Source organism: Caldimonas brevitalea (assembly GCF_001017435.1).
Taxonomy (GTDB): Bacteria; Pseudomonadota; Gammaproteobacteria; order Burkholderiales; family Burkholderiaceae_C; genus Caldimonas; species Caldimonas brevitalea.
Genome location: NZ_CP011371.1, coordinates 1,525,222 through 1,547,558, shown reverse-complemented (window position 1 = coordinate 1,547,558; position 22,337 = coordinate 1,525,222). Strand labels below are relative to the sequence as shown.

The following is a 22,337-nucleotide window of genomic DNA, read 5'->3' as shown; positions in this document are numbered from 1 at the left end:
AGTCCCGATGAAAGCCAAGAGCTTCGCCGAGCTGGGCGACGTGCGCCGGCTGCTGCAGGAACGCCAGCGCGAGGCCGAACGGCGCGAAGCCGAACGGCGTGCCGAAGAAGAGCGCTTGCGGCGCGAGCGCGAGTTGTTCACGCGCAGCGTCGGGCGCATCCACGCGCTGAAGGAACGCGGCCTGGCCGAGGTGCCGCGCGAGCGGCCCGAGCCGGTGCCGTTCCAGCGCAGGCTCGACGAGCAGGAGGTGCTGCGCGAGGCGATCTCCGACGAATTCGACGTCGAAACCCTGCTGGAAACCGACGCCGCGCTGTCGTTTCGGCGGCCCGGCGTGGGGCCCGAGGTGGTGCGCCGGCTGCGCCGCGGCGAGTGGGTGATCCAGGCGCAGATCGATCTGCACGGCCTGCGCCGCGAGGAGGCGCGCGAGCAACTGGCGGAGTTCTTGCGCGAGGCGGTGCGCCATGGCCTGCGCTGCGTGCGCGTGATCCATGGCAAGGGCAACGGCTCACCCGGCCGCGAGCCGGTGCTCAAGACCAAGGTGCGCGGCTGGCTGGTGCAAAAGGAAGAGGTGATCGCCTACGTGCAGGCGCGCGCCTCCGACGGCGGCAACGGCGCGCTGGTGGTGTTGCTGCGGCCGTCCAACGACCTGGCACGCCGGCCGGCGTCCGCGTCGGCGCCCTGACGACCGGCCCGGCCGGCTCAGCCGCCCTTGTTGCGCATCCAGTCGGCCGTATTGAAGAACGACGCCTGCAAGCGCTCGGCCAGGTGCGGGTCCAGCCCCACCTCCGACATCGCTTGCTGCATGCAGGCCAGCCACTGGTCGCGCTCGCGGATGCCGATCGCAAACGGCAGATGGCGGGCACGCAGCCGCGGGTGGCCGAAGCGCTCGACGTAGTGCTGCGGCCCGCCCAGCCAGCCGCACAAAAACCAGAACAGCTTGTCGCGCGAGCCCTCTGTCGAGGTCGGGTGCATCGCCCGCAGTTCGCGCCAGGCCGGCTCCAGCTCCATCAGGTCGTAAAAGCGGTCGACCAGCTCGCGCACCTTGGCTTCGCCGCCCACGACTTCAAACGGGCTCACCTCGCCCGGGCGGTCGGATTCGTCGTTCACGTCTTTCCTCTCGACGGGCGCAGCGGCCCGTCCTCGTTGCATCACTTCAAATAGCCCCAGGCCTTCAGCCGGTTGGCCGAATAACCGGCGGCATCACCCTGGCGCGTCGCCGTCAGGTACCGGTGGTAGTGCTTCGCGGCTCGCTCGCGGTCGCCCATGCCTTCGAGCGACACGCCCTTCAGAAACGTCACGCCGGGGTCGCCCGGCAGCAGGCGGTCGAACGCCTCCAGCTCTTCGTAGGCCCGGTCGGGCTGCCGCGCGCTCAAGGCCAGCACGCCCGCCAGCTTGCGGGCCTGCGCCTCTTGCGGATAGACGGTCTTGGCGGCGTCGGCATAGCGGCGCGCCTCGCCGGCGTTGCCCTGGGCATGCAGGCATTGGGCCATGCGCAGGTTGGCCGCGTAATCCTGCGGCGTGCGCTTGATCGCGGCGGCAAACTCACCTTGTGCATCGGCATACGCCTTGCGCGACATCGCGGTCTCGCCGTTCTTGCAGGCGTCGATGGTCGGTTTGATGCGGCGCAGGCCGGCCGTGCGGTCCATGAAGCGCTCGCGCCCGGTAGCGGCCGAGCTGCTCGCCGCATAACGGCTCTCGGCCAACTGCCGCGCGGTGTCGCGCCGCTCGCTGCTCATCGGGTGCGAGGAGAACATGGTACGCAGCAGGCTCGGGCTTTCTTTCTCCTGCTCGACCAGGATCTGGTGCAGCTGTGTCATGCCGGTGGCCGGGTAGCCGGCCCGCACCATGTACTCCTGGCCCAGCGCATCGGCTTCTCGCTCGTTGTCGCGCGAATAGCTGGACAGCAAGGCGCTCGCGCCGACCTGGCTGCCGAGCCCCGCAAGCGCGCCCCATTGCGTGTTCGATGCTGCGACGTTGAGGCCGGTCACCACGGCCTGCGCCACCATCGCCTGCCCCTGGCGCTGCGCGGCGTGCCGCGCGTTCACATGGCCCAGCTCATGGCCCAGCAGTGCCGCCAACTCGGCTTCGTCGTGCAGCTCGGTCATGATGCCGCGCGTCACGCCGACCGCCCCGGCCGGGAAGGTGTAGGCATTGACGTAGTTGGCGTTGAGCACGCGGTAGGAATACGGCATCTGGGGCCGGTGCGAGCGGCCGTGCAGGCGTTGCCCGACCTCGCCGACATAGTCGTTCACCTCGCCGTCCTGCACGCGGCCGAGGTCCTGCGAGAACTGATGCGGCGATTGCTGCTGGTCGACCTCGCGCTCCTGGGCTTCGCTGAGGCCGACCACGATGCTCTCGCCGGTCACCGGTGAGGTGGCGCAGCCCGACAAAAAGGCCAGGCCGGAGGTGGCGGCGCCGAACAGCCACAGCGTGTCGCGGCGCGTCAGGCGGTTGCGGCGCAAGCGGGCGCCGAAGTCGTCGTCACGGTCAGCAGCGGTCATGGCAGGCTCCCAAGAGTCGTTTTCCCGGGATTGTAGGAAGCGGCCGGCACCTGAGACCGGCAGCGGCCGCGGTCAGCCGCGTTCGTCAGCCGCGTTCGTCGGGCGTGTCGACCCGCGCGGCCACCGCCTGGATGGCCCGTGCCGCGGCCGAGCCCGGCAAGCTTTCGAGCAACAGCTGGCGGCGCTGCACCGCCTCGCGCACCGACGGGTCGCTCGGGATGTCGCCCAGCAGGGACAGCCGCACGCTCTCGCCTTGCGGCGTCGAGACGAACCGGTCGACCACGTTTTGCAGTTGCTGCGCGATGATCTTGCCGTCGCCGGGCTTGGCCACCTGGTTGACGACCAGCCGCAGCGTGCGCCGGCGTTGTTGCGTGGCCAGCACCTTGATGGTGGCGTAGGCGTCGGTCATCGAGGTGGGCTCGGGCGTCGCCACCACCAGCACCTCGTCGGCCAGCGACACGGCATACAGCACGACGTCGGAGATGCCGGCGCCGGTGTCGAGCACGACATAGTCGTAGCGCGGCACGAGCGTGGCCAGCACGGCCTGGAACTTGTCGCGCACCTCGGGCGTGAGACGCGAATATTCGACCAGGCCCGAGCCCGCCAGCAGCACCGAGAAGCCGCCGGGCGCGACCAGGATGGCCTCTTCGAGCTGCGCCTTGCCGGTGAACACGTCGTGCAGCGTGATCTTGGGGAACAGGTTGAGCACCACGTCCAGGTTGGCCAGGCCCAGGTCGGCGTCGAGCACCAGCACCCGGTGGCCGCGCTTGGCCAGCCCGGCGGCCAGGTTGGCCGAGACGAAGGTCTTGCCGACACCGCCCTTGCCGCTGGTGACCGCGAGCACCCAGGCGTTCTTGCCACCGCTGGCAGCGCGCGCCTCGGAAGGGGTCTTCATGGCTTCATTCATCGCTCGCATCCTGTGCGTCGCTGTGGTGGGCCCCGAGGCCGAACAGCATGCCTTTTTCTTCCGCACTGACGCTGCTGATCGCGGCCTGCTCGAGGCAGACCCGGTTGCGCCCCTCCGTCTTGGCGCAATAGAGCTGCAGATCGGCCCGCTCCATCCAGAGCGACGCCGACGACCGCACCCACTGCGGCGCATAGGCGCCGCCGACGCTGGCCGTGATGTGCACCTCGTGGCCCGAGGTCAGCTTCACCGGCTGCGCCTCGATGGCGACGCGCACCCGCTCGGCCACCGCGGAGCCGAAGGTCGGCTGGCAGTTGGGCAACATGATCGCGAACTCTTCGCCGCCGTAGCGCGCCACCGTGTCCATCGGGCGCACGCTGTCGCTCAGCCGCACGCCGACGGCCTGGATCACCTGGTCGCCCGACTCATGGCCGTAGGTGTCGTTGATGCGCTTGAAATGGTCGATGTCGAGGATCAACAGCAAGGCCGATTCGCCGGTGCGCGCGACCCGGTCGATCTCGCGTTCGAGCACCGCCCGGAAGTGGCGGCGGTTGGTCAGCCCGGTCAGGGCGTCGCGCAGCGACAAGTCGCACAAACCGTCGAGCACCGCCTGCAGCCAGGCTTCGCCGTTGCCTTCGACCCGCGGCGGCAGCGGATAGCGCCCCTGCTGCAACAACGTGAGCGCCTGCTCCAGCTGGAGCTTGCGCAGATCCACGAGGAAGGAGGCAGTCGCTAAGTCCACAATCAGATCGAGGAGAAGTGTCGGCGCAGTCTAGCAGCGGTCCCCGGGGTGGCATCCACGAAAAACAGGAGGCGCCACGCCCGTTGGCTCCTTATCGGTGCAGTCGGTGAATAACTGTAGGGGCCGGATGGAAATATCGGCACGGGCGGGCGGCGATCGGCAACTGCAGCACGGTCTGCAGCGCAAAACACGCGGCCGCTGCGCAGATCCAACCGCTCGGCCGCCGCCCTCAGGCCGCCGCCTTGCGCAGCGTCTCGACCACCGGTCGGCGCAACACCTCGCGCAGCCCCCACCACCCGGCCGCCAGCGCCAGCACGGCCCCTGCGGCGGTGCCGGCAAGCGGCACCCACGGCGAGGCGCTCCAGCTGAAATCGAACACGTAGCGGGCCAGGCCCCAGCCAACGCCGACCGCCGCGGCCGAGGCCAGCAGGCCGGCGAGCGCGCCGACGCCGAGCAACTCGGCACGCTGCACCCGCCCGAGCAGGACACTGCCGGCGCCCATCGCCCGCATGATGGCGAACTCGCGGGTGCGCTGCTCGCGGGTGGCGACGACGGCCGCGAACAGCACCACCAGGCCGGCGGCGAGCGTGAAGCCGAACAAAAACTCCACTGCCCGGATCACCTGGTCGAGCACCCGCTGCACCTGGCCGATCGAGGCCGACACGTCGACGTTGGTGATGTTGGGAAACTGCCGGCTCAGGGCAGCGTCGAACCCCGGCGCCGCCGGCGCCTTGAAGGCGGCGATGTAGGTCGAGGGCAGATCGGGCAGCTGCGCCTGCGGGAACATCACGAAAAAGTTGACGCGCATCGACGCCCAGTCGACGGTGCGCAAGCTGGTGATGCGCGCCTCGCTGAGGTGGCCGGCGATGTCGAAGCGCAGCCGGTCGCCGAGTTTCAGGCCCAGCGTCTCGGCCAGGCCGGCTTCCACGCTCAGGCCGTCGGCCTCCTCGGGCACCCAGCGGCCGCCAGCGAGTTCGTTGTGCGGCGGCATCTCGGCCGCATGGCTGAGGTTGAACTCGCGGTCCACCAGGCGTTTGGCGCGGTCTTCCTGAAAGTCGCCGGCCGAGATGTCGCGCCCGTTGATCGCCACCAGCCGGCCGCGGATCATCGGATACCAGTCGTAGCGGGCCACGCCGGCCTGCTGCAAGTGCCGGCGGAAGTCTTCGCCCTGGTCGGGCTGGATGTTGATCACGAAGCGGTCCGGCGCGTCGGGCGGTGTCGCCGCCCGCCAGCTGCCGATCAGGTCGGTGCGCAGCAGCACCAGCAGCACCAGCGCCAACAAGCCGACCGACAGCGCCGACACCTGCAGCACCGCAAACGCCGGCCGTGCGCACACCTGGCGTGTCGCCAGCACCAGCCAACGCGGCGCCCGCGCCTCGGGCACCGCCCGGCGCAGCACATGCACCGCCACCCAGGCCAGCAGCGCGAAGACCAGCACCGCGGCCGCAAAGCCACCCACCGCGATCAGGCCCAGCAGCCAGTCGGACGAAGCCGCCAGCAACAGCCCGGCGAAGCCCAGCGCGCCCGCGGCCAGCACCAGCACGGAGGCGGCCTTGGGTTCGCCGACGTCGCGCCGGATCACGCGCAGCGGCGGCACCCGCGACAGCTGCAGCACCGGCGGCAAACCGAAGCCGAACAGCAGCGTCAAGCCGACCCCCAGCCCGAACAAGGCCGGCCAGACGCCGGGCGGCGGCAAGGCGGTTTCGACCAGGCCGGCGAACAGCACCACAAAACCGTGGTGGACCGCATAGCCGAGCGCAATGCCCAGGGCGCTGGCGAACAGGCCCACCGCGAAGAATTCGAGCGCGTAGCTGGCGGCGATGGTGCGCTGCGCCTGGCCGAGCACCCGCAGCATCGCGCATTCGTCGAGGTGTCGGTTGGCGAAGTCGCGCGAGGCGATGGCCACGGCCACCGCGGCGAGCAGCGCGGCCAGCAGCGCCACCAGGTTGAGGAATTTCTCGGCACGGTCGAGCGTTTGGCGCATTTCCGGGCGGCCCGATTCGAGCGACTCGACGCGCACGCCGCGCAGCTTGCCGGTCTTGATCTCGGCTTCGGCCCACTGGACGAAAGCCTGGACGTCGCCGCGCCGCCCGCCGTCGCGCGCCGCCACGGCCAAACGATAGGTGACGCGGCTGGCCGGCTGGATCAAGCCCGTCGCTGGCAGGTCGTCCTGGTGCAGCATCACGCGCGGCGAAAAGCTCATGAACCCGGCGCCACGGTCAGGTTCGATCAGGATCACCTTGGCGATGCGCAAGCGGGCGTCGCCCAGCAGCAAGGGGTCACCCAGCCGCAGCTGCAAGGCGTCGAGCACGCCGGCATCGACCCACACGGTGCCGCGCGCCGGGCCGTTGCGCACCGCCTGGGCGGCGGCCCCCACCGCATCGGCCACTTCCAGCCGCCCGCGCAACGGATAGCCCGCGCTGACCGCCTTGACCGCCACCAGCCGGCTGGCACCGCCGCGCTCGTCCGGCGCGCGCGCCATGCTGGGGAAAGACACCGAGTGGGCGGTGTCGAGCCGCTGCTGGCGCGCCCGTTCGACGAAGGCCGCCGGGGTGGGTGTATCGGTGGCCACCAGCGCGTCGCCGCCCAACAGCTGGCCGGCGTCGCGCGCCAGCCCGGTCTTCAGCCGGTCGGCAAAAAAGCCCACCGCGGTCAAGGCGGCGACCGCCAGCATCACGGCCACGATCAGCAGGCGCAGCTCGCCGCTGCGGAAGTCGCGCAGCGTCTGACGCCAGGCGAGCAGGAGGGTCGACGGAGTGAACATGAAGGGGACGGCGTACGGAATCGCAACAGGGGCCCACGGTAGCGCATGCACGCGCCGGCCGCCAGGGCCGGGGCTTTGCGGCCTGCCCGGCGTGGCGAGGCCGGCGCCACGGGCGTTTGAACGCTGCGTTCAAGACGCTGCAATGGCGCGTGCGGCCCTGCGTGCTGCAATGGTTGCACCATGTCGACCGCCCACACCCTCCCCCCGTTGTTCGTCTCGCACGGCTCGCCGATGATCGCGCTCGAACCCGGCGCGACCGGCGCCTTCTTTACACGGCTCGGCCGCACGCTCGACGCCAGTTTCGGCTGCCCGCGCGCGATCCTCGCCGTGTCGGCCCACACCGCGGCACGCCGGCCGGTGTTGCTGGCAGCGCCCCGGCACCACACGGTGCACGACTTCGGCGGTTTCTCCGACGCGCTCTACCGGCTGCGCTACGACGCCCCCGGTGCCCCGGCGCTGGCGGCGGAGGTCGCACGCTGCCTGACCGCGGCCGGTGTCGGCGTGGAGGTGCAGGACGCCGGCGGCCTCGACCACGGCATCTGGACCGCGCTGATGCACCTGTGGCCCGAGCCCGAGGTGCCGGTCTTGCCGCTGTCTCTGGTGGCCGACGCCGCGCCCGACGCGCAGTTCGCGATCGGCGCGGCCCTGGCGCCGCTGGCCGAGACGGGCGTGCTGGTGCTCGGCACCGGCAGCATCACGCACAACCTGCGCCTGCTGTCGTGGGGTGCCGGAGAAGGCGGGCCCGAGCGGCCCGAATCGGCGGCGTTCCGGCACTGGGTGTACGAGCGGGGCCAGGCGCGCGACTGGGACGCCTTGTTCGACTACCGCCGGCAAGCGCCGCACGCGGCGCTGATGCACCCGACCGACGAGCACTGGCTGCCCTTTTATGTCCCGGCCGGTGCCGGCGGCCGAGCCCATGCGCCGGTGCGCCTGCACGACGCGGTGACCCTCGGCGCGCTGGGCATGGACGCCTATGCCTTCGGGCCGCATGCGGCCCGCCTGCACGAGGCGCTCGAACTCGGCTGAGGCGGGCGCGTCCGTCAGGGCTGGCGGGGGAAGGAACCCACCACACCCTCGACGTAATAGTCCATCGTCGCGATGCCCGCTTCATCGAGCACTCCCGCGGCCTGCCGCTGGCGGCCCTGGTTGTCGACGATGCGGCCCGAGAAGGGGTGGAAGGCGCCCGACGAGATCGCTGCCGCACGGGCCTGCACCAGCTTGACCGTATCGGCCGGCACCCGCCGGCTGAAGGGCGCCAGTCGCACCATGCCGTCCTTCAGGCCGCCCCAGGCGGGTCGGGCCGCCCAGCGGCCATCGAGGACGTCTTGTGCGATGCGGGTGTAGAAGTCGCCCCAATGGTGGGTGACCGCCGTCAGCTGCCCCCGGGGCGCGTGCTGCCGCATGTCGCTGTGGTACGGAATGCTCATCACGCCCTGCTCCTCGGCCGCCTGCACCGCCGCCGGCGACGCGCTGTGGTGCGTGATCACGTCCGCCCCCTGGCGGATCAACGTCAAGGCCGCGTCGCGCTCGCGTGCGGGGTCGAACCAGTTGTTGAGCCACACCACCCGCACCCGGGCCTTGGGGTTCACCGACCGCATGCCCAACGTGAAGGCGTTGATCCCCTGCACCACCTCCGGCACCGGGAAACCGGCGACATAGCCGGCCGTGCCCCGCTTGCTCATGCGGCCGGCAACGATGCCGGCCAGGTAGCGGCCCTCGTAGAAGCGCGCGTTGTAGGTGGCGACGTTGGGGGCCCATTTGTAGCCGCCCATGTGCTCGAAGGTCACGCGCGGGAACTCGGCCGCCACCTTCAGTGTCGGGTCCATGTAGCCGAAGCTGGTGGTGAAGATCAGCCCGTGGCCCTGCTGCGCCAGGTCGCGGATCACACGCTCGGACTCGGGGCCTTCGGCGACGTTCTCGACCATCGTGGTGGCCACCCGGCCGGCGAGACGCTGCTCCATCTCCAGCCGGCCATGGTTGTGCTGGTAACTCCAGCCGGCCTCGCCGACCGGGCTCACGAACACGAAGCCGACCTTGAGCGGCGGCTTGGCGTTGCCCTGGGCCGACGCCGCAGGCGCCGCAGGCGCCACAGGGATGAGGCCGACGCTCAGCGCGGCCGCAAGGCACAGCCCCTTCACGGCGTGCCTGAGGTTTTTGAACATGGTGGTCCTCTACATGGCCCCGTGGGTCGACGCAGGCCGCCTGGGGCGCGGCGGCCTGCTCTCTCGTGGCGTGGCTACGTCTACCGGAATTGCTCGAAGGTGGCGTCGAGCCGCTCGATCCAGCGCGCCTTGTCGGCCTGGTCGGCGAAGCTCGCCTCGAAACTGTTGCGGGCCAGCGTGTAGGCGTGGCCCGCGTCGAGCGGCAAGGCCGCGAAGGTCTCGAGGTAGTTCTGGTTGAGGTAGCCGCCGAAATAGGCCGGGTCGTCGGAATTGACGGTGGCGGCCAGTCCGGCGGACAGCAATTCTCCCAGATTGTGCGCACCCAGCTGGTCGAACACGCACAGCTTCACATTCGACAGCGGGCACACCGTCAGCGGGATGTGCTCCCGCGCCAGGCGCTGCACCAGCGCCGGGTCTCCCAGGCAGCGCACGCCGTGGTCGATGCGCTCGACCTTGAGCACGTCGAGCGCGTTCCAGATGTATTCGGGCGGGCCCTCTTCACCGGCATGCGCCACCAGCCGCAGCCCCAGTTCGCGGCAACGCGCAAACACGCGCGCGAACTTCTCCGGCGGATGGCCGCGCTCGCTCGAATCGAGCCCGGCGCCGATGAAGTGCTCGCGCAAGGGCAAGGCCTGCTCCAGCGTCTGCAGCGCGTCGTCCTCGCTCAGGTGGCGCAGGAAGCACAGGATCAACTGCGCACTTACTCCCAGCTCGGCGCCGGCCCGGTCGGCCGCGCGTTTCAAGCCGTGGATGACGGCCTCCATCGGCACGCCACGCGCGGTGTGGGTCTGGGGGTCGAAGAAGATCTCGGTATGCAGCACATTCTCGGCCGCCGCCCGCCGCAGATAGGCCCACGCCATGTCGTGGAAGTCGTCCTCGGTCAGCAGCACGCTGGCGCCGGCGTAATAGATGTCGAGAAAACTCTGCAGGTCGGTGAAGGCGTAGGCGGCGCGCAGCGCCTCGACGCTCGGGTAGGCGAGCGCCACACCATTGCGCTTCGCCAGCTCGAAGATCAGCTCGGGCTCGAGCGAGCCTTCGATGTGGATGTGCAGCTCGGCCTTGGGCATCGCGGCCAGCAAGGCCGGCAGGCGTTCGCGGGGGATGTGGGGAAAGGTCTTCTTCATCGACAGCTCGCTCCGGGTGGGGTCAAGGCCTGAAGGGGGCGCTGCCGTCGGGTGCCAGGCAGCGCCATGCAACATGAAAAAAAGGCCGCCCGGCACGTCGCGGGGCGGCCTGCTCGGACAGCGCGGTTTACTTCGCCGACGGCAGCTTGCCTTCGACGCCCTTCACGTACCAGTTGATGCCGTGCAGGAATTTGTCGTCGGCCACGGCGCCCTGCGCCAGCACTTCCTTGCCGGACTGGTCGGCGATCGGACCCTTCCAGATCGAGAAGCTGCCGTCCTTCAGGCCGGCCTTGACCTTCTCGACCGCTTCCCGGGCGTCGGCCGGCACCTTGTCGGAGACCGACACCAGGTCGATCGCGCCTTCCTTGACGCCCCACCAGGTGGCCTGCGTCTGCCAGCTGTTGTTGAGGACTTCGTTGACCACCTTCTTGTAATAGGGGCCCCAGTTGATGATGGCCGAGCCCAGGTGGGCGTTGGGGCCGAACGAGCTCATGTCGGAATCCCAGCCGAAGCCGAACTTGCCGGCCTTCTCGGCGGTCTGCAGCACCGCGGACGAGTCGGTGTTCTGCATCAGCACGTCGGCGCCCTGGTTGATCAGCGACTGCGCGGCCTCGCCTTCCTTGGGCGGGTCGAACCACTTGTTGACCCACACCACGCGGGTCTTGATCTGCGGGTTGACCGACTGCGCGCCCAGCGTGAACGAGTTGATGTTGCGGATCACCTCGGGGATGGGAATGGACGCCACCACGCCGAGCGTGTTGGTCTTGGTGACCTTGCCGGCGATGACACCCGCCATGTAGGCGCCTTCATAGGTGCGCGCATCGTAGGTGCGCAGGTTGTCGGCGGTCTTGTAGCCGGTGGCGTGCTCGAACTTCACGTCCTTGTGGTCGGCCGCCACCTTGAGCATCGGCTCCATGTAGCCGAAGGTGGTGCCGAACACCAGCTTGTTGCCCTGCCCGACCATGTCGCGGATCACGCGCTCGGCATCGGCGGCTTCCGGGACGTTCTCGACATAGCTGGTCGCGATCTTGTTGCCGAACTCGGCTTCGAGTTCCTTGCGCGCGCGGTCGTGCGCGAAGGTCCAGCCCGCGTCGCCCACCGGGCCCACATAGGCGAAAGCGATCTTCAGCGGCTCGGCCGCGGCGGCCGGGCCCGAGGCCGGTTCGGCGGTCGGCGTGGTGGCCGCCGGCTCCTCCTTCTTGCCGCAGCCGACCAGCGCGGCGGTGGCGACGAGCGACGCGAAGCTGGCGAGCTTCAGCAGAGAACGTTTCTTCTGATCGGTCATCAAGACACTCCGAAAGGGACGCAACGCAAAGCCGGGATTATGGAATCAAGCCGGCCGGCCTGGCCGCTTCAACTGCCAGGATGAAACGGCTTGCCCAGCGACGCCGGCATGTTGATGCGGATCCAGGTCGGATTGCGCGAGATCAGCACCAGCACGACCACGGTGGCCAGATACGGCAAGGCCGTCAGCAACTGGCTGGGAATTTGCACCCCCTGCCCTTGCAGATGGAACTGCAGCATCGTGACGCCGCCGAACAGATAGGCCCCAAGCAACACCCGTGCCGGACGCCAGGTGGCGAAGGTGGTCAGGGCCAGCGCGATCCAGCCCTTGCCGGCCACCAAACCCTCGACCCACAACGGCGTGTAGATCACCGAGAGGTAGGCACCGGCCAGCCCGCACAAGGCGCCGCCGGCGACCACCGCCAGCAGCCGCAGCCGGCGCACCGGGTAGCCCAGGGCATGCGCCGACTCGGGCGACTCGCCGACCGCCCGCAACACCAGGCCGGCGCGTGAGCGGTACAAAAACCAGCTCAAGGCCACCGTCAACGCCAGCGCGACGTACACCATCGGATGGTGCTTGAACAAGGCCGGCCCGATGAAGGGAAGGTCGGCCAGGCCGGGGATCTCGTAGTGCGCCCGCGGGCCCAGCTTCTCCTGCGTGTAGCGCACGCCGACGAAGGCCGACAACCCGGCGCCGAACAGGCTCAGCGCCAGGCCCGAGGCGTATTGATTGGTGTTGAGCCAGATCACCAGCACACCGAAGGCGGCGGCCAGCACGGCGCCCGCGGCGGCCCCGGCGGCAAAGGCCAGCAGATCGCTGCCGCTGTGCACCGCGGTCGCGAAGCCGGCGACCGCGGCCACCAGCATCAGGCCTTCGGCGCCCAGGTTGACGATGCCGGCCCGCTCGTTGATCAACAGGCCCAGGGCGGCGATCGCGAGCACGGTGCCGGCGTTGAGCGTGGCGGCGATCAGGAGGGCGATGGCAGCGCTGTCCATCTCAAGCGGCTTTCTGTTCGGAGGTGGGAGAGGTGGCGGCACGGCGGCTCACGGCCTTGGGCTGCCAGCGCACGCGGTGGTGGATCAAGGTGTCGCACGCCAGCAGCGAAAACAGCAACAAGCCCTGGAACACGCCGGTGATGGACTTGGGCAGCCCCAGGCGCGATTGCGCCAGTTCACCGCCGATATAAAACATGCTCATCAAGACGGCCGAGAACACGATGCCGACCGGATGCAGTCGCCCGACGAAGGCGACGATGATGGCGGCAAAGCCGTAGCCCACCGGCACATACGGCGTGAGCTGCCCGAGCGGCCCGGCCGCCTCCAGCCCGCCGGCCAGCCCGGCCAGGCCGCCGGAGGCCAGCAGCGCCAGCCACAGCGAGCGGCGCGACGAAAACCCGGCATAACGCGCTGCCTGCGGCGCCAGCCCGCCCACCTGCAGCTGAAAGCCGGCATAGGTGCGGAACAAGAACACCCAGCACAGCCCGACCATCGCCAGCGCCACCAGCAGGCCGACGTTGACACGCAGCCCGGTGAACAAGCGTGGCACCTTGGTGACGTCCAGGAAGGTGATGGTCTGCGGGAAGTTGTAGCCCTGCGGGTCTTTCCACGGGCCGTACACCAGATAGCCGAGCAGCATGTCGGCAACGTAGACCAGCATCAGGCTGACCAGGATCTCGTTGGCGTTGAAACGGTCGCGCAGCAGCGCCACCACGGCGGCCCACACCATGCCGCCGACCACACCGGCGATCAGGATGGCGACGACGATCCAGCGGCCGGTGTCGGGCGTCGCCTGCATCGCGACGCCGGCGGCGAACACCGCGCCGACGATGAACTGGCCTTCGGCCCCGATGTTCCAGACATTGGAGCGGAAGCACAGCGCCAGGCCCAGCGCGATCAGGATCAGGGGCGTGGCCTTCACCGCCAGCTCGCTGAGGGCATAGGGGCTCTTCAGCGGCTCCCAGAAAAACATCTGCAGTGCGCGCACTGGGTCTTTGCCGAGCAGGCTGAACAGCAGCACACCGACCCCCACGGTCAGGGCCAGCGCCAGCAGCGGCGACGCGATCGACATCGCCCGGGAGGCCTGGGGCCGGGCTTCAAGCTTGAGCATGGGCGACCTTGTGAGCGGACGGCGCAGCGGACGCTGGGGTGGCGGCATCCTGCGGCCACAGGCCGCTCATCCAGGCGCCGATCTGTTCGACGCTGGTCTGCGCGGTCGGCAGTGCAGGCGACAAACGCCCCTGGGCGATCACGACCAGCCGGTCGCTGATGTCCAGCAGTTCTTCGAGTTCTTCGCTGACGACCAGCAAGGCGCAGCCGGCATCGCGCAGCTGCAGCAGTTCGCTGCGGATCTGCGCCGCCGCGCCGACGTCCACGCCCCAGGTGGGCTGGGCCACGATCAGCACGCGCGGCTGGGCGTCGATCTCGCGCCCGACCAGAAACTTCTGCAGATTGCCGCCCGACAGGCTTTTGGCCGCCGCGTCCGGCCCGCCGGCCTTGACGTTGAAGCGCGTGATCAGGTGCTGGGCCATCGCCTTCACCGCGCCGACGCGGACCCAGCCGGCGGCGCCCCGCACGGCTTCGGTGCGGGTCAGCAAGGTGTTTTGCGCCAGCGACATGACCGGCACCGCCCCGCGGCCCAGCCGCTCTTCGGGCACGAAGTGCAAACCCTGCTGGCGGCGGCGTGCCGGCGTGGCGCGCGCGATGTCGCGCCCGAACAGCAGCACGCTGCCGGCCGGCGAACGCAGGTCTTCGCCGGACAGGGCCGCCAGCAGCTCCTGCTGGCCGTTGCCCGACACGCCGGCCACGCCGAGGATTTCGCCGCTGCGCAACTCGAGGCTCAGGTCTTGCAGGTCGGTGCCGAACGGATGCGAACGCGGCAGCGACAAGCGCTGCACCGACAGCGCGACAGCGCCGGTTCTGGCCTCGCGGTGCACCAGTTGCGGCGGCTCGGCGCCGATCATCAGGCGCGACAGGCTGGCGTTGGTCTCTTGGGTCGGGTCGACCTCGCCGGTGACCCGACCGCCGCGCAGCACCGTGCAGTGGTGGCACAGCGAGCGGATCTCGTCGAGCTTGTGGCTGATGTAGAGGATGGAGCAACCGCCGGCCGCCAGCTGCCGCAGCGTGACGAACAGCTTGTCGACCGCCTGCGGCGTCAGCACTGAGGTGGGCTCGTCGAGGATCAGCAGCTGCGGCTGCGTCAGCAGCGCCCGCACGATCTCGACCCGCTGGCGCTCGCCGACGCTCAAGGTGTGAACCGGGCGCTCGGGGTCGACATCGAGCCCGTACTGGCCCGACACGCTGCGGATGCGCTCGCTCACGTCGGCCAGCGAGCTGCGCTTGTCGAGCCCCAGCCAGACGTTCTCGGCCGCGCTCAGCGTGTCGAACAGCGAGAAATGCTGGAACACCATGCTGATGCCCAGGCTGCGCGCCTCGTGCGGGCTGCGGATCTGCACCGGCTGGCCGTTCCACAGCATCTCGCCGGCGTCGGGGCGCACCGCGCCGTAGATGATCTTCATCAGCGTCGACTTGCCGGCGCCGTTTTCGCCCAGCACGGCATGGATCTCGCCCGGCGCCACCTTCAGGTGAACGCCGTCGTTGGCTTTTACCGACGGGTACTGCTTGCTGATGTCGCGGAGTTCGAGTCTGAGCATCGCGGGTCAACGCGCTGGTTGCGGAATCGCGGTGGCGTCTGGACGGCGGTAGCGCTCGCGCCCGGCCACCCAGGTGGCGACGACGTTGCGCTCGTCGCCGAGCGTCATCCACGCGAACACGCGCTCGTGCAAGTCGCGCGCCACCTCCAGCCGGCGCTGCGCCACCGGCCCCTGGGCCCAGTCCCACACCACCAAATCGGCGAGTGTACCGGGCCGGAAACTGCCGATTTCGTGCTCGAGCCGCAGTTGCGACGCCGCGCCCAGCGTCGCCGCGTAGAGCGCTTTCCACGCGGTCAGCTTCTGGCCCTGCAGCGCCAGCACCTTGTAGCCGTCGGCCATCGTGCGCAGCTGCGACAGCGCGGTGCCGCCGCCGACGTCGCTGCCGAGGTGCACCGCCACCCCCTGCGCTTCGGCCTGGCCCCAGTCGAACAGGCCCGAGCCGATGAACATGTTGCTCGACGGGCAGAACGCGATGCTGGCGCGTGCGTCGCGCAGCACCGCGCGGTCGGCGTCGTCGAGCCAGATGCCGTGCGCGAACACCGACCGGTCGTGCACCAGGCCATGCCCGGCATAGATGTCGAGGTAGCTGCGTGCCGCCGGGAACAGCTCCGCCATCCAGCGCACCTCGGCGCGGTTCTCGGCCACATGGGTCTGCAGGTAGACACCCGGGTAGGCGGCGCACAGCCGGCCCGCCATCTGCAGTTGCTCGGGTGTCGAGGTGGCGGCAAAACGAGGCGTCACCGCATAGGCCAGCCGGCTGCGGCCATGCCAGCGTTCGATCAGGTCGACACAATCGCGCTCGGCCTGCTCCACATCGTCGAGCAGACCTTCGGGCGCATGCCGGTCCATCAGCACCTTGCCTGCCAGCAGCCGCATGCCGCGCGCCTCCCCGGCCTCGAACAGCGCTTCGGCCGACACCTTGTGCACGGTGGGGAACACCATCGCCGAAGTGGTGCCGCAGGCCAGCAAGGCGTCGAGGAACAGCTCGGCGCCGCGGCGGGCCTCGAGCGCATCGGCGAACTTGCGTTCGGCCGGGAAGGTGTAGGTGTTGAGCCAGTCGAGCAGCTCGGTGCCGAAGCTGGCGATGACGTCGAGCTGCGGCGCGTGCACATGCGTGTCGACAAAACCGGGCGTCACCAGCCGGCCACGGCAGTCGACACGCTGGCCGGCGCTGCCGAGCCAGGCGTCCACCGCAGCGGCGTCGGCTTCGACGCCGGCCACGCGGCCGGCCTCGTCGATCAGCAAGCAACTGTCGGGACGGAAACGGACGGCGGGGCCGGCGTCGACCTGCCAGCCGGGGTCGGCGGTCAGGTCGAGCAGGTCGCCGCACAGGGCGATACGGTGGGTCATGGCGATGGGGTTCTCGAAACTTGGGACACGACGAGGGCGCCGGCGAACGGCCTCAGTTGGCCCCGCCCAGCCCGCGTGCCACGTCGCGCACCCGTTCGCGGAACCACCGATGGGCCGGCGACGTGTGGGTGCGGTCGTGCCACAGCTGGTAATAGTTCATCGGCGGGAACGCGATCGGGCAGCGCAGGATCTTCACCGGCAACTGGGCGACATAACGCGAGCAGAACTGGCGCCCGGTGGTCAGCACCAGCAGGCTGTGCGCCACCATCTGCGGGATCTGGCCGAAATGTGCGCTGCGCACCGTGACGTTGCGCGCCAGCCCGAGTTGGTGCAGATGTGCATCGATCACGCCGCGCGCCTCGCGCCCGGCGTGCAAAGGTGTCGGCGCGACATGCTGGCAGGCCAGGTAGCGCTCGGCGTTCCAGGCCCGCGGCGAGCGCACCGCGGGATGGTCGTCGGCCACCAGGCAGACCACCTCGTCGGTCAGCAAGCGCCCCAGGTGCAGGTCGTCGGGCGGCTGCAACCAGTTGCCGACCACCAGGTCGACACCGCCGGACACCAGCTGCCGCTGCACGTCGAACTCGGCCGACAGCGGCAGCAGCTCGAGCTGCACGCCGGGCGCGGCCTGCTTGACCACCGCCACCAGCCGCGGCAGGAACAACGGGTCGAGGAAATCGCTGGCCGCCACCTGGAAGCGGGCCTCGCTGGTGGCCGGATCGAACCCGCGCGCGGCCTGCTGCCGCCCGAACAGCCGGTCGGCCTGCTCGAGCAGCGCGGCCGCCGTGCCGACGAGCTCCAGCGCCACCGGCGTGGGCGCCATGCCGTTGCCGCTGCGCACCAGCAGCAGGTCGCCGGTGACCTCGCGCAAGCGGCGCAGGTGCGCGCTGACCGCCGGCTGCGACAGCTCCAGCTTCAACGCGGCACGGGAAACGCTGCATTCGGTGACCAATGTGTGCAAGACCCTGACGAGGCGAAGCTCAATGTTGTCGAAATCGACTCGCGCGGCCATACGGTCTTTCGAATATCCTTTATACGCATTCTCGTATACGCCGCGCGGCGCCAGGCGTTACCGTTGCCTTATTTTCCGGCCCCTCCCTCCTGCCCCCCTGCCCGCCCCATGCAAGCCCGCCCGATCCGCTTTCTGCACCGCCAGCAGACCGTCTCGCTGCCCGAGGTCGAGCCGACCCGCACGGTGCTCGAGTGGCTGCGCGAAGACGCCGGCTGCACCGGCACCAAGGAGGGCTGCGGCGAAGGCGATTGCGGCGCCTGTTGTGTGGTGGTGGCCGAACTGGAAGGCCCGGCCGGCGCCGAGCGGGTGCGCTGGCGCAGCATCAACAGCTGCATCCGCTTCGTCTCTTCGCTCGACGGCTGTGCACTGTGGACCGTCGAAGACCTGGCGTCGCCGCAGGATGGTCTGCACCCGGCGCAGCAGGCGATGGTCGACTGCCACGGCTCGCAATGCGGCTTCTGCACCCCCGGATTCGTGATGTCGATGTTCGCGCTGTACCAGCAGCGGGTGGCGGGCGCCGAGCCGCAGCGCATCACGCGTGAGGTGGCGCAGGAAGCGCTGTCGGGCAATTTGTGCCGCTGCACCGGGTACCGGCCGATCGTCGAGGCGACGCAGACGATGCCCGGCTACCCGCTGCGCGGCGTCGACGAAACCGCCTTGCTGCAGCAGCTGCGGGCGCTGCGCGACGGCGACGGGACGGGGCTGCAGGCCGGGGCGACCCTGCGCCCGCGCCACCTGCAGGAGCTGCTGGCGCTGCGCGAAGCGCGGCCCGACGCACAGTTGATCGCCGGCTGCACCGACGTCGGCCTGTGGGTCACCAAACAACACCGCCGTTTTGCCAGCACGCTGGACGTGACCGGTGTGCACGAGTTGCAGCAGGTCATCGAGGGCCCTGGCCAGTTGGAAATCGGCGCTGCCGTGCGGCTGAGCGATGCCTATGCCGCCCTGGTCGCACGCTGGCCCCAGCTGCGGACCTTTGCGAACCGCTTCGCCGGGCTGCCGGTGCGCGAATCGGGCACGCTGGGCGGCAACATCGCCAACGGGTCGCCGATCGGCGACTCGATGCCGCTGTTGATCGCCTTGGGCGCCCGCGTCCGCCTGCAAAGCCGCCGCGGCGCCCGCGAGCTGGCGCTCGAGGACCTCTATCTGGGCTACCGGCAGACGGCGATGGCGAGCGACGAAGTGCTGACGCATGTGCTGCTGCCGCTGCACCCACCACCCGGGCTGCTGCAGGCCTACAAGCTGTCCAAGCGCTTCGACGACGACATCTCGGCCGTGTGTTTGGCGCTCGCGGTGACGCTGCATGCCGGTCGGGTGCAGCAGGTCCGCATCGGGGTCGGCGGCATGGCCGCTACGGCGGCGCGCGCGCCGCAGACCGAGGCGGCGCTGCAGGGTCAGGCCTGGGATGAGGCGACGGTGCGGGCCGCGATGGCGGTGTTGCGCCGCGAGTTCGACCCGCTCAGCGACATGCGGGCGAGCGCGGCCTACCGCCGTGAGGCCGCGTCCGGGCTGTTGTGGCGCTTCTGGCTCGAAAGCCAGGGCATCGGGCCGCTGCGGGTCGAGCAACTGACACTGGCCACGTTGCAACCAGCCGCCGGAGGTGTCACATGAACGCGCCCGACCTGCTGCCGGCCGCCGGCGTCTGCGGCCAGCCCCTGCCGCACGAGAGCGCACGCGCCCAGGTCAGCGGCGCGGCGCTCTATGTCGACGACCTGCCCGAACGCAAGGGCACCTTGTACGCGGCGCCCATCCTCAGCGCGGTCGCCCACGGCCGATTGCGCGGTGTCGACGCGGCGCCGGCCTTGACGATGCCGGGCGTGATCGGCCTCGTGACGGCCGCCGACATCCCGGGCGACAAGCGCTTTGCGGTCACCGCCCACGACGAGCCGATCTTCGCGATCGACACGGTCGAGCATGTCGGCCAGGTCATCGGCCTGGTGGTCGCGAGTTCGGTGAACGCAGCGCGCGCGGCCGCGCGCGCCGTGCGTTGCGACATCGAGCCGCTGCCGGCGCTGCTCGACATCGAGTCCGCGCTGGCCGCCGACAGCCATGTGCTGCCGCCGGTGCACCTGAAGCGCGGCGACCCGCAAGGTGCGCTCGCCGCCGCACCCCACCGGCTAAGCGGCAGCTTCAGCGTCGGTGGCCAGGAGCATTTCTACCTGGAAGGCCAGGTGGCCTATGCGCTGCCCGAGGAGCAGGACGGCTGGTGCATCTACAGCTCCACCCAGCACCCGGGCGAGGTTCAACACTGGGTGGCGCAGGCGCTGGGGCTGGAGCAGCACCAGGTGCGGGTGGAATGCCGGCGCATGGGCGGCGGCTTCGGCGGCAAGGAGACGCAGGCCGGGCATCTGGCGGTGTGGGCGGCGCTGGCGGCGCGCAAGTTCCGCCGGCCGGTCAAGCTCCGGCTGGAGCGGCTGGACGACTTCCTGGTGACCGGCAAGCGCCACAACTTCCTCTACCGCTACGACGTTGGCTTCGACGACAGCGGGCGTGTCGCCGGCCTGCAGCTGATGCTCGCGTCGCAGTGCGGCTTCTCGGCCGACCTGTCGGGCCCGGTCAACGACCGTGCGGTGTTCCACGTCGACAACACCTACTGCCTCGAACACGTCCAGATCGATTCCTACCGCTGCAAGACCCACACGCAGAGCAACACCGCGTTCCGCGGCTTCGGCGGGCCGCAGGGCATGATCGCGATCGAGACGGTGCTCGACGACATCGCCCGCCACCTGGGGCTCGACCCGCTGCAGGTGCGTGAGCGCAACTTCTACGGCGACGGCGCCCGCGCCGTGACGCACTACGGCATGACGGTCGAAGACAACATCGCGCCCGAGCTGGTGGCCCAACTCGCCGCCGACTGCCGCTGGCGTGAACGGCGCGAGCAGATCGCCGCGTGGAACGCCACGCAGCCGGTGCTCAAGCGCGGGCTGGCCTTGACGCCGGTGAAGTTCGGCATCTCGTTCACCGCCACCTTCTTCAATCAGGCGGGCGCGCTGGTGCATGTCTATGGCGACGGCACGGTGCAGGTCAACCACGGCGGCACCGAGATGGGCCAGGGGCTGCACACCAAGGTCTGCCAGATCGTCGCCGACGAGCTGGGGCTGCCCCTCGACCGGGTGCGCATCACCAGCACCGACACGGCCAAGGTGCCCAATGCCTCGGCCACCGCGGCCTCGAGCGGCACCGACCTGAACGGCCGGGCGGCACAGATCGCGGCGCGGCAAGTGCGCGAACGGCTGGCGCAGTTCGTCGCAGGCCAGCAGGGGGTGCGGCCCGAGCAGGTGGCGTTTCGCGATGGCCAGGTGGTGACGCCGAACGGCGCGCGCGACTTCGCCGACGTGGTGCATGCGGCCTACATCGCCCGCGTGCAGCTGTGGTCCGACGGGTTCTACGCGACCCCCAAGATCCACTACGACAAGGCCACGCTGAGCGGCCGGCCCTTCTACTACTTCGCCTACGGCGCCGCCTGCACCGAGGTGGTCATCGACACGCTGACCGGCGAGAACAAGGTGCTGGCGGTCGACATCCTGCACGACGTCGGCCGCAGCCTCAACCCGGCGATCGACCTCGGCCAGATCGAAGGCGGGTTCGTGCAGGGCATGGGCTGGCTGACGACCGAGGAACTGGTCTGGAACGAACAGGGCCGGCTGACCAGCCATGCGCCGAGCACCTACAAGATCCCGACCGCGAGCGATGTGCCCGAGCACTTCCGCGTGCGGCTGTGGCCCGAGGCCAACCGCGAAGACAACGTGTTCGGCTCCAAGGCGGTCGGCGAGCCGCCTTTCATGCTGGCGATCTCGGTCTACGAGGCCTTGCGCGACGCGATCGCGGCGGTGGCACCCGGGCGGCGCGAGCCGGTGCGCCTCGACGCGCCGGCCACGCCCGAAGCGGTGTTGAACACGGTGGCCGCCCGGCGCGGCTGAGCGGCATGCTCAAGGCCGTCGCGCAGCACTGGCACGAGGCAGGCAGGCCCGCCGTCGTGGTGGAAGTGCACACCACGCAGGGGTCGGTGCCGCGCGAGGCTGGCACCCGCATGCTGGTCGCCGCCGAGGCCGTGGCGGGCACCGTGGGCGGCGGGCGCCTGGAGCTGGACGCGATCGAGCTGGCACGGCAGCGGCTGGCGCAGCGCATCGAGGCGGTCGAGGTGCGCCGCTATCCGCTCGGGCCGGCCCTCGGGCAATGCTGCGGAGGTGTCGTCACGCTGCGCTACTCGCCGTTGACTCCCGCCGAACTGCGAGCCTGGCCCGACGAGACACCGCTGTTCCATCTGCAGCTCTACGGCGCCGGCCATGTCGGCCGCGCGATCGCACGATTGCTCGCGACATTGCCGTGCCGGGTGGACTGGATCGACGAACGCGACGATGAATTCCCGGCCGTATGGCCCGGCGGCTGGCCGGCAAACATCGAGCGGGTGTGCGTCGATGATGGCGTCGAGGCCGAGGTCGCCCAGGCGCCGCCGGGCGCCCACTATCTCGTGCTGACGCACCGGCACGACCTCGACCTGCGGCTCACCGAGGCGATCCTGCGGCGCGCCGACTTCGCATATTTCGGCTTGATCGGCTCGGCCACCAAGCGTGCCCGCTTCGAGCACCGTCTGCTCGAGCGCGGCGTGAGCGCACAGACACTGGCCCGCATGACCTGCCCGATCGGCCTCCCGGGCATCGCGGGCAAGGCGCCCGAGCTCATTGCCGTGGCCGTGGTCGCGCAGCTGCTGCTCGCCGCGGGCCAGGCTGCGGCCTGGCCGCTTGTCTCTGCCCTGCAGGACCGTGGCGCTGCCGCGTCGCCATCCCCCCACGATCTTCGTGCCAGCCGCTAGGGCCTGCGTCAGGGGCAGTGCCTGCATCACTGAC

Annotated in this window: 18 protein-coding genes; 5 read left to right on the top strand and 13 right to left on the bottom strand. The window is 70.0% G+C overall.

Features of this window, described 5'->3' with window-relative positions:
* The first annotated feature begins 7 nt into the window (after positions 1–7).
* On the top strand, positions 8–682 hold the full coding sequence (locus AAW51_RS06755) for a Smr/MutS family protein (protein WP_047193998.1): 675 nt from the start codon (positions 8–10) through the stop codon (positions 680–682).
* Between the two features lie 17 nt (positions 683–699).
* Here AAW51_RS06755 and AAW51_RS06750 read toward each other — a convergent pair whose 3' ends face one another.
* The 5 genes from AAW51_RS06750 to AAW51_RS06730 all read right to left on the bottom strand — a co-directional run bounded on the left by AAW51_RS06750 (position 700) and on the right by AAW51_RS06730 (position 6,911).
* Positions 700–1,149 carry a group II truncated hemoglobin gene (locus tag AAW51_RS06750; protein WP_047193997.1) on the bottom strand — a complete coding sequence of 150 codons (450 nt, stop codon included), beginning with the start codon at positions 1,147–1,149 and terminating at the stop codon, positions 700–702.
* Positions 1,149–2,501 (bottom strand): M48 family metalloprotease, encoded by a 1,353-nt coding sequence (locus tag AAW51_RS06745; RefSeq protein ID WP_047193996.1) that lies wholly within the window; start codon positions 2,499–2,501, stop codon positions 1,149–1,151. The genes AAW51_RS06750 and AAW51_RS06745 overlap by 1 nt, the downstream gene beginning before the upstream one ends.
* 85 nt (positions 2,502–2,586) lie before the next feature.
* Complete coding sequence (locus AAW51_RS06740) at positions 2,587–3,396, bottom strand: MinD/ParA family protein (protein ID WP_238947780.1); 810 nt, start codon at positions 3,394–3,396, stop codon at positions 2,587–2,589.
* Between the two features lie 4 nt (positions 3,397–3,400).
* A complete protein-coding gene (locus tag AAW51_RS06735) occupies positions 3,401–4,120 on the bottom strand; it encodes a GGDEF domain-containing protein (protein WP_238947779.1) in 720 nt (239 codons plus the stop codon).
* Between the two features lie 256 nt (positions 4,121–4,376).
* A complete protein-coding gene (locus AAW51_RS06730) occupies positions 4,377–6,911 on the bottom strand; it encodes an ABC transporter permease (RefSeq protein WP_047193993.1) in 2,535 nt (844 codons plus the stop codon).
* A gap of 180 nt (positions 6,912–7,091) precedes the next feature.
* On the opposite strand from AAW51_RS06730, the gene AAW51_RS06725 reads away from it, so the two are divergent.
* The gene (locus AAW51_RS06725; protein WP_047193992.1) at positions 7,092–7,937 is read left to right on the top strand and encodes a dioxygenase family protein; all 846 of its coding nucleotides are present in this window, start codon (positions 7,092–7,094) and stop codon (positions 7,935–7,937) included.
* 14 nt (positions 7,938–7,951) lie between these two features.
* Here the strand turns inward: AAW51_RS06725 and AAW51_RS06720 are convergent, their stop codons facing one another.
* From AAW51_RS06720 to AAW51_RS06685, 8 genes are all read right to left on the bottom strand, one after another.
* Positions 7,952–9,073 (bottom strand): BMP family ABC transporter substrate-binding protein, encoded by a 1,122-nt coding sequence (locus AAW51_RS06720; RefSeq protein ID WP_047193991.1) that lies wholly within the window; start codon positions 9,071–9,073, stop codon positions 7,952–7,954.
* An 80-nt stretch (positions 9,074–9,153) separates the two neighbouring features.
* The gene (locus AAW51_RS06715; RefSeq protein ID WP_047193990.1) at positions 9,154–10,197 is read right to left on the bottom strand and encodes an adenosine deaminase; all 1,044 of its coding nucleotides are present in this window, start codon (positions 10,195–10,197) and stop codon (positions 9,154–9,156) included.
* Positions 10,198–10,324: 127 nt separating this feature from the next.
* Positions 10,325–11,482: a BMP family ABC transporter substrate-binding protein gene (locus tag AAW51_RS06710; RefSeq protein ID WP_047193989.1), complete on the bottom strand. Its 1,158-nt coding sequence runs from the start codon at positions 11,480–11,482 to the stop codon at positions 10,325–10,327.
* 68 nt (positions 11,483–11,550) lie between these two features.
* The gene (locus tag AAW51_RS06705; protein ID WP_047193988.1) at positions 11,551–12,477 is read right to left on the bottom strand and encodes an ABC transporter permease; all 927 of its coding nucleotides are present in this window, start codon (positions 12,475–12,477) and stop codon (positions 11,551–11,553) included.
* Between the two features lies 1 nt (position 12,478).
* Complete coding sequence (locus tag AAW51_RS06700) at positions 12,479–13,588, bottom strand: ABC transporter permease (RefSeq protein ID WP_047193987.1); 1,110 nt, start codon at positions 13,586–13,588, stop codon at positions 12,479–12,481.
* Positions 13,575–15,131 carry an ABC transporter ATP-binding protein gene (locus AAW51_RS06695; protein WP_047193986.1) on the bottom strand — a complete coding sequence of 519 codons (1,557 nt, stop codon included), beginning with the start codon at positions 15,129–15,131 and terminating at the stop codon, positions 13,575–13,577. The genes AAW51_RS06700 and AAW51_RS06695 overlap by 14 nt, the downstream gene beginning before the upstream one ends.
* Before the next feature lie 6 nt (positions 15,132–15,137).
* Positions 15,138–16,481, bottom strand: coding sequence for a guanine deaminase (guaD, locus tag AAW51_RS06690; RefSeq protein ID WP_047193985.1), 1,344 nt, complete (start codon positions 16,479–16,481; stop codon positions 15,138–15,140).
* A gap of 52 nt (positions 16,482–16,533) precedes the next feature.
* Entirely contained in the window at positions 16,534–17,439 is a 906-nt protein-coding gene (locus AAW51_RS06685; protein WP_417903598.1) for a LysR substrate-binding domain-containing protein, read from the bottom strand.
* Between the two features lie 159 nt (positions 17,440–17,598).
* Between AAW51_RS06685 and xdhA the strand changes: the two genes are divergently transcribed.
* The 3 genes from xdhA to xdhC are packed head-to-tail and all read left to right on the top strand — an operon-like array spanning position 17,599 to position 22,303.
* Positions 17,599–19,101, top strand: coding sequence for a xanthine dehydrogenase small subunit (xdhA, locus tag AAW51_RS06680; RefSeq protein WP_047193983.1), 1,503 nt, complete (start codon positions 17,599–17,601; stop codon positions 19,099–19,101).
* On the top strand, positions 19,098–21,410 hold the full coding sequence (gene xdhB, locus AAW51_RS06675) for a xanthine dehydrogenase molybdopterin binding subunit (protein WP_047193982.1): 2,313 nt from the start codon (positions 19,098–19,100) through the stop codon (positions 21,408–21,410). The genes xdhA and xdhB overlap by 4 nt, the downstream gene beginning before the upstream one ends.
* A gap of 5 nt (positions 21,411–21,415) precedes the next feature.
* Positions 21,416–22,303: a xanthine dehydrogenase accessory protein XdhC gene (gene xdhC, locus AAW51_RS06670; protein WP_083438129.1), complete on the top strand. Its 888-nt coding sequence runs from the start codon at positions 21,416–21,418 to the stop codon at positions 22,301–22,303.
* The last annotated feature ends 34 nt before the right edge of the window (positions 22,304–22,337 follow it).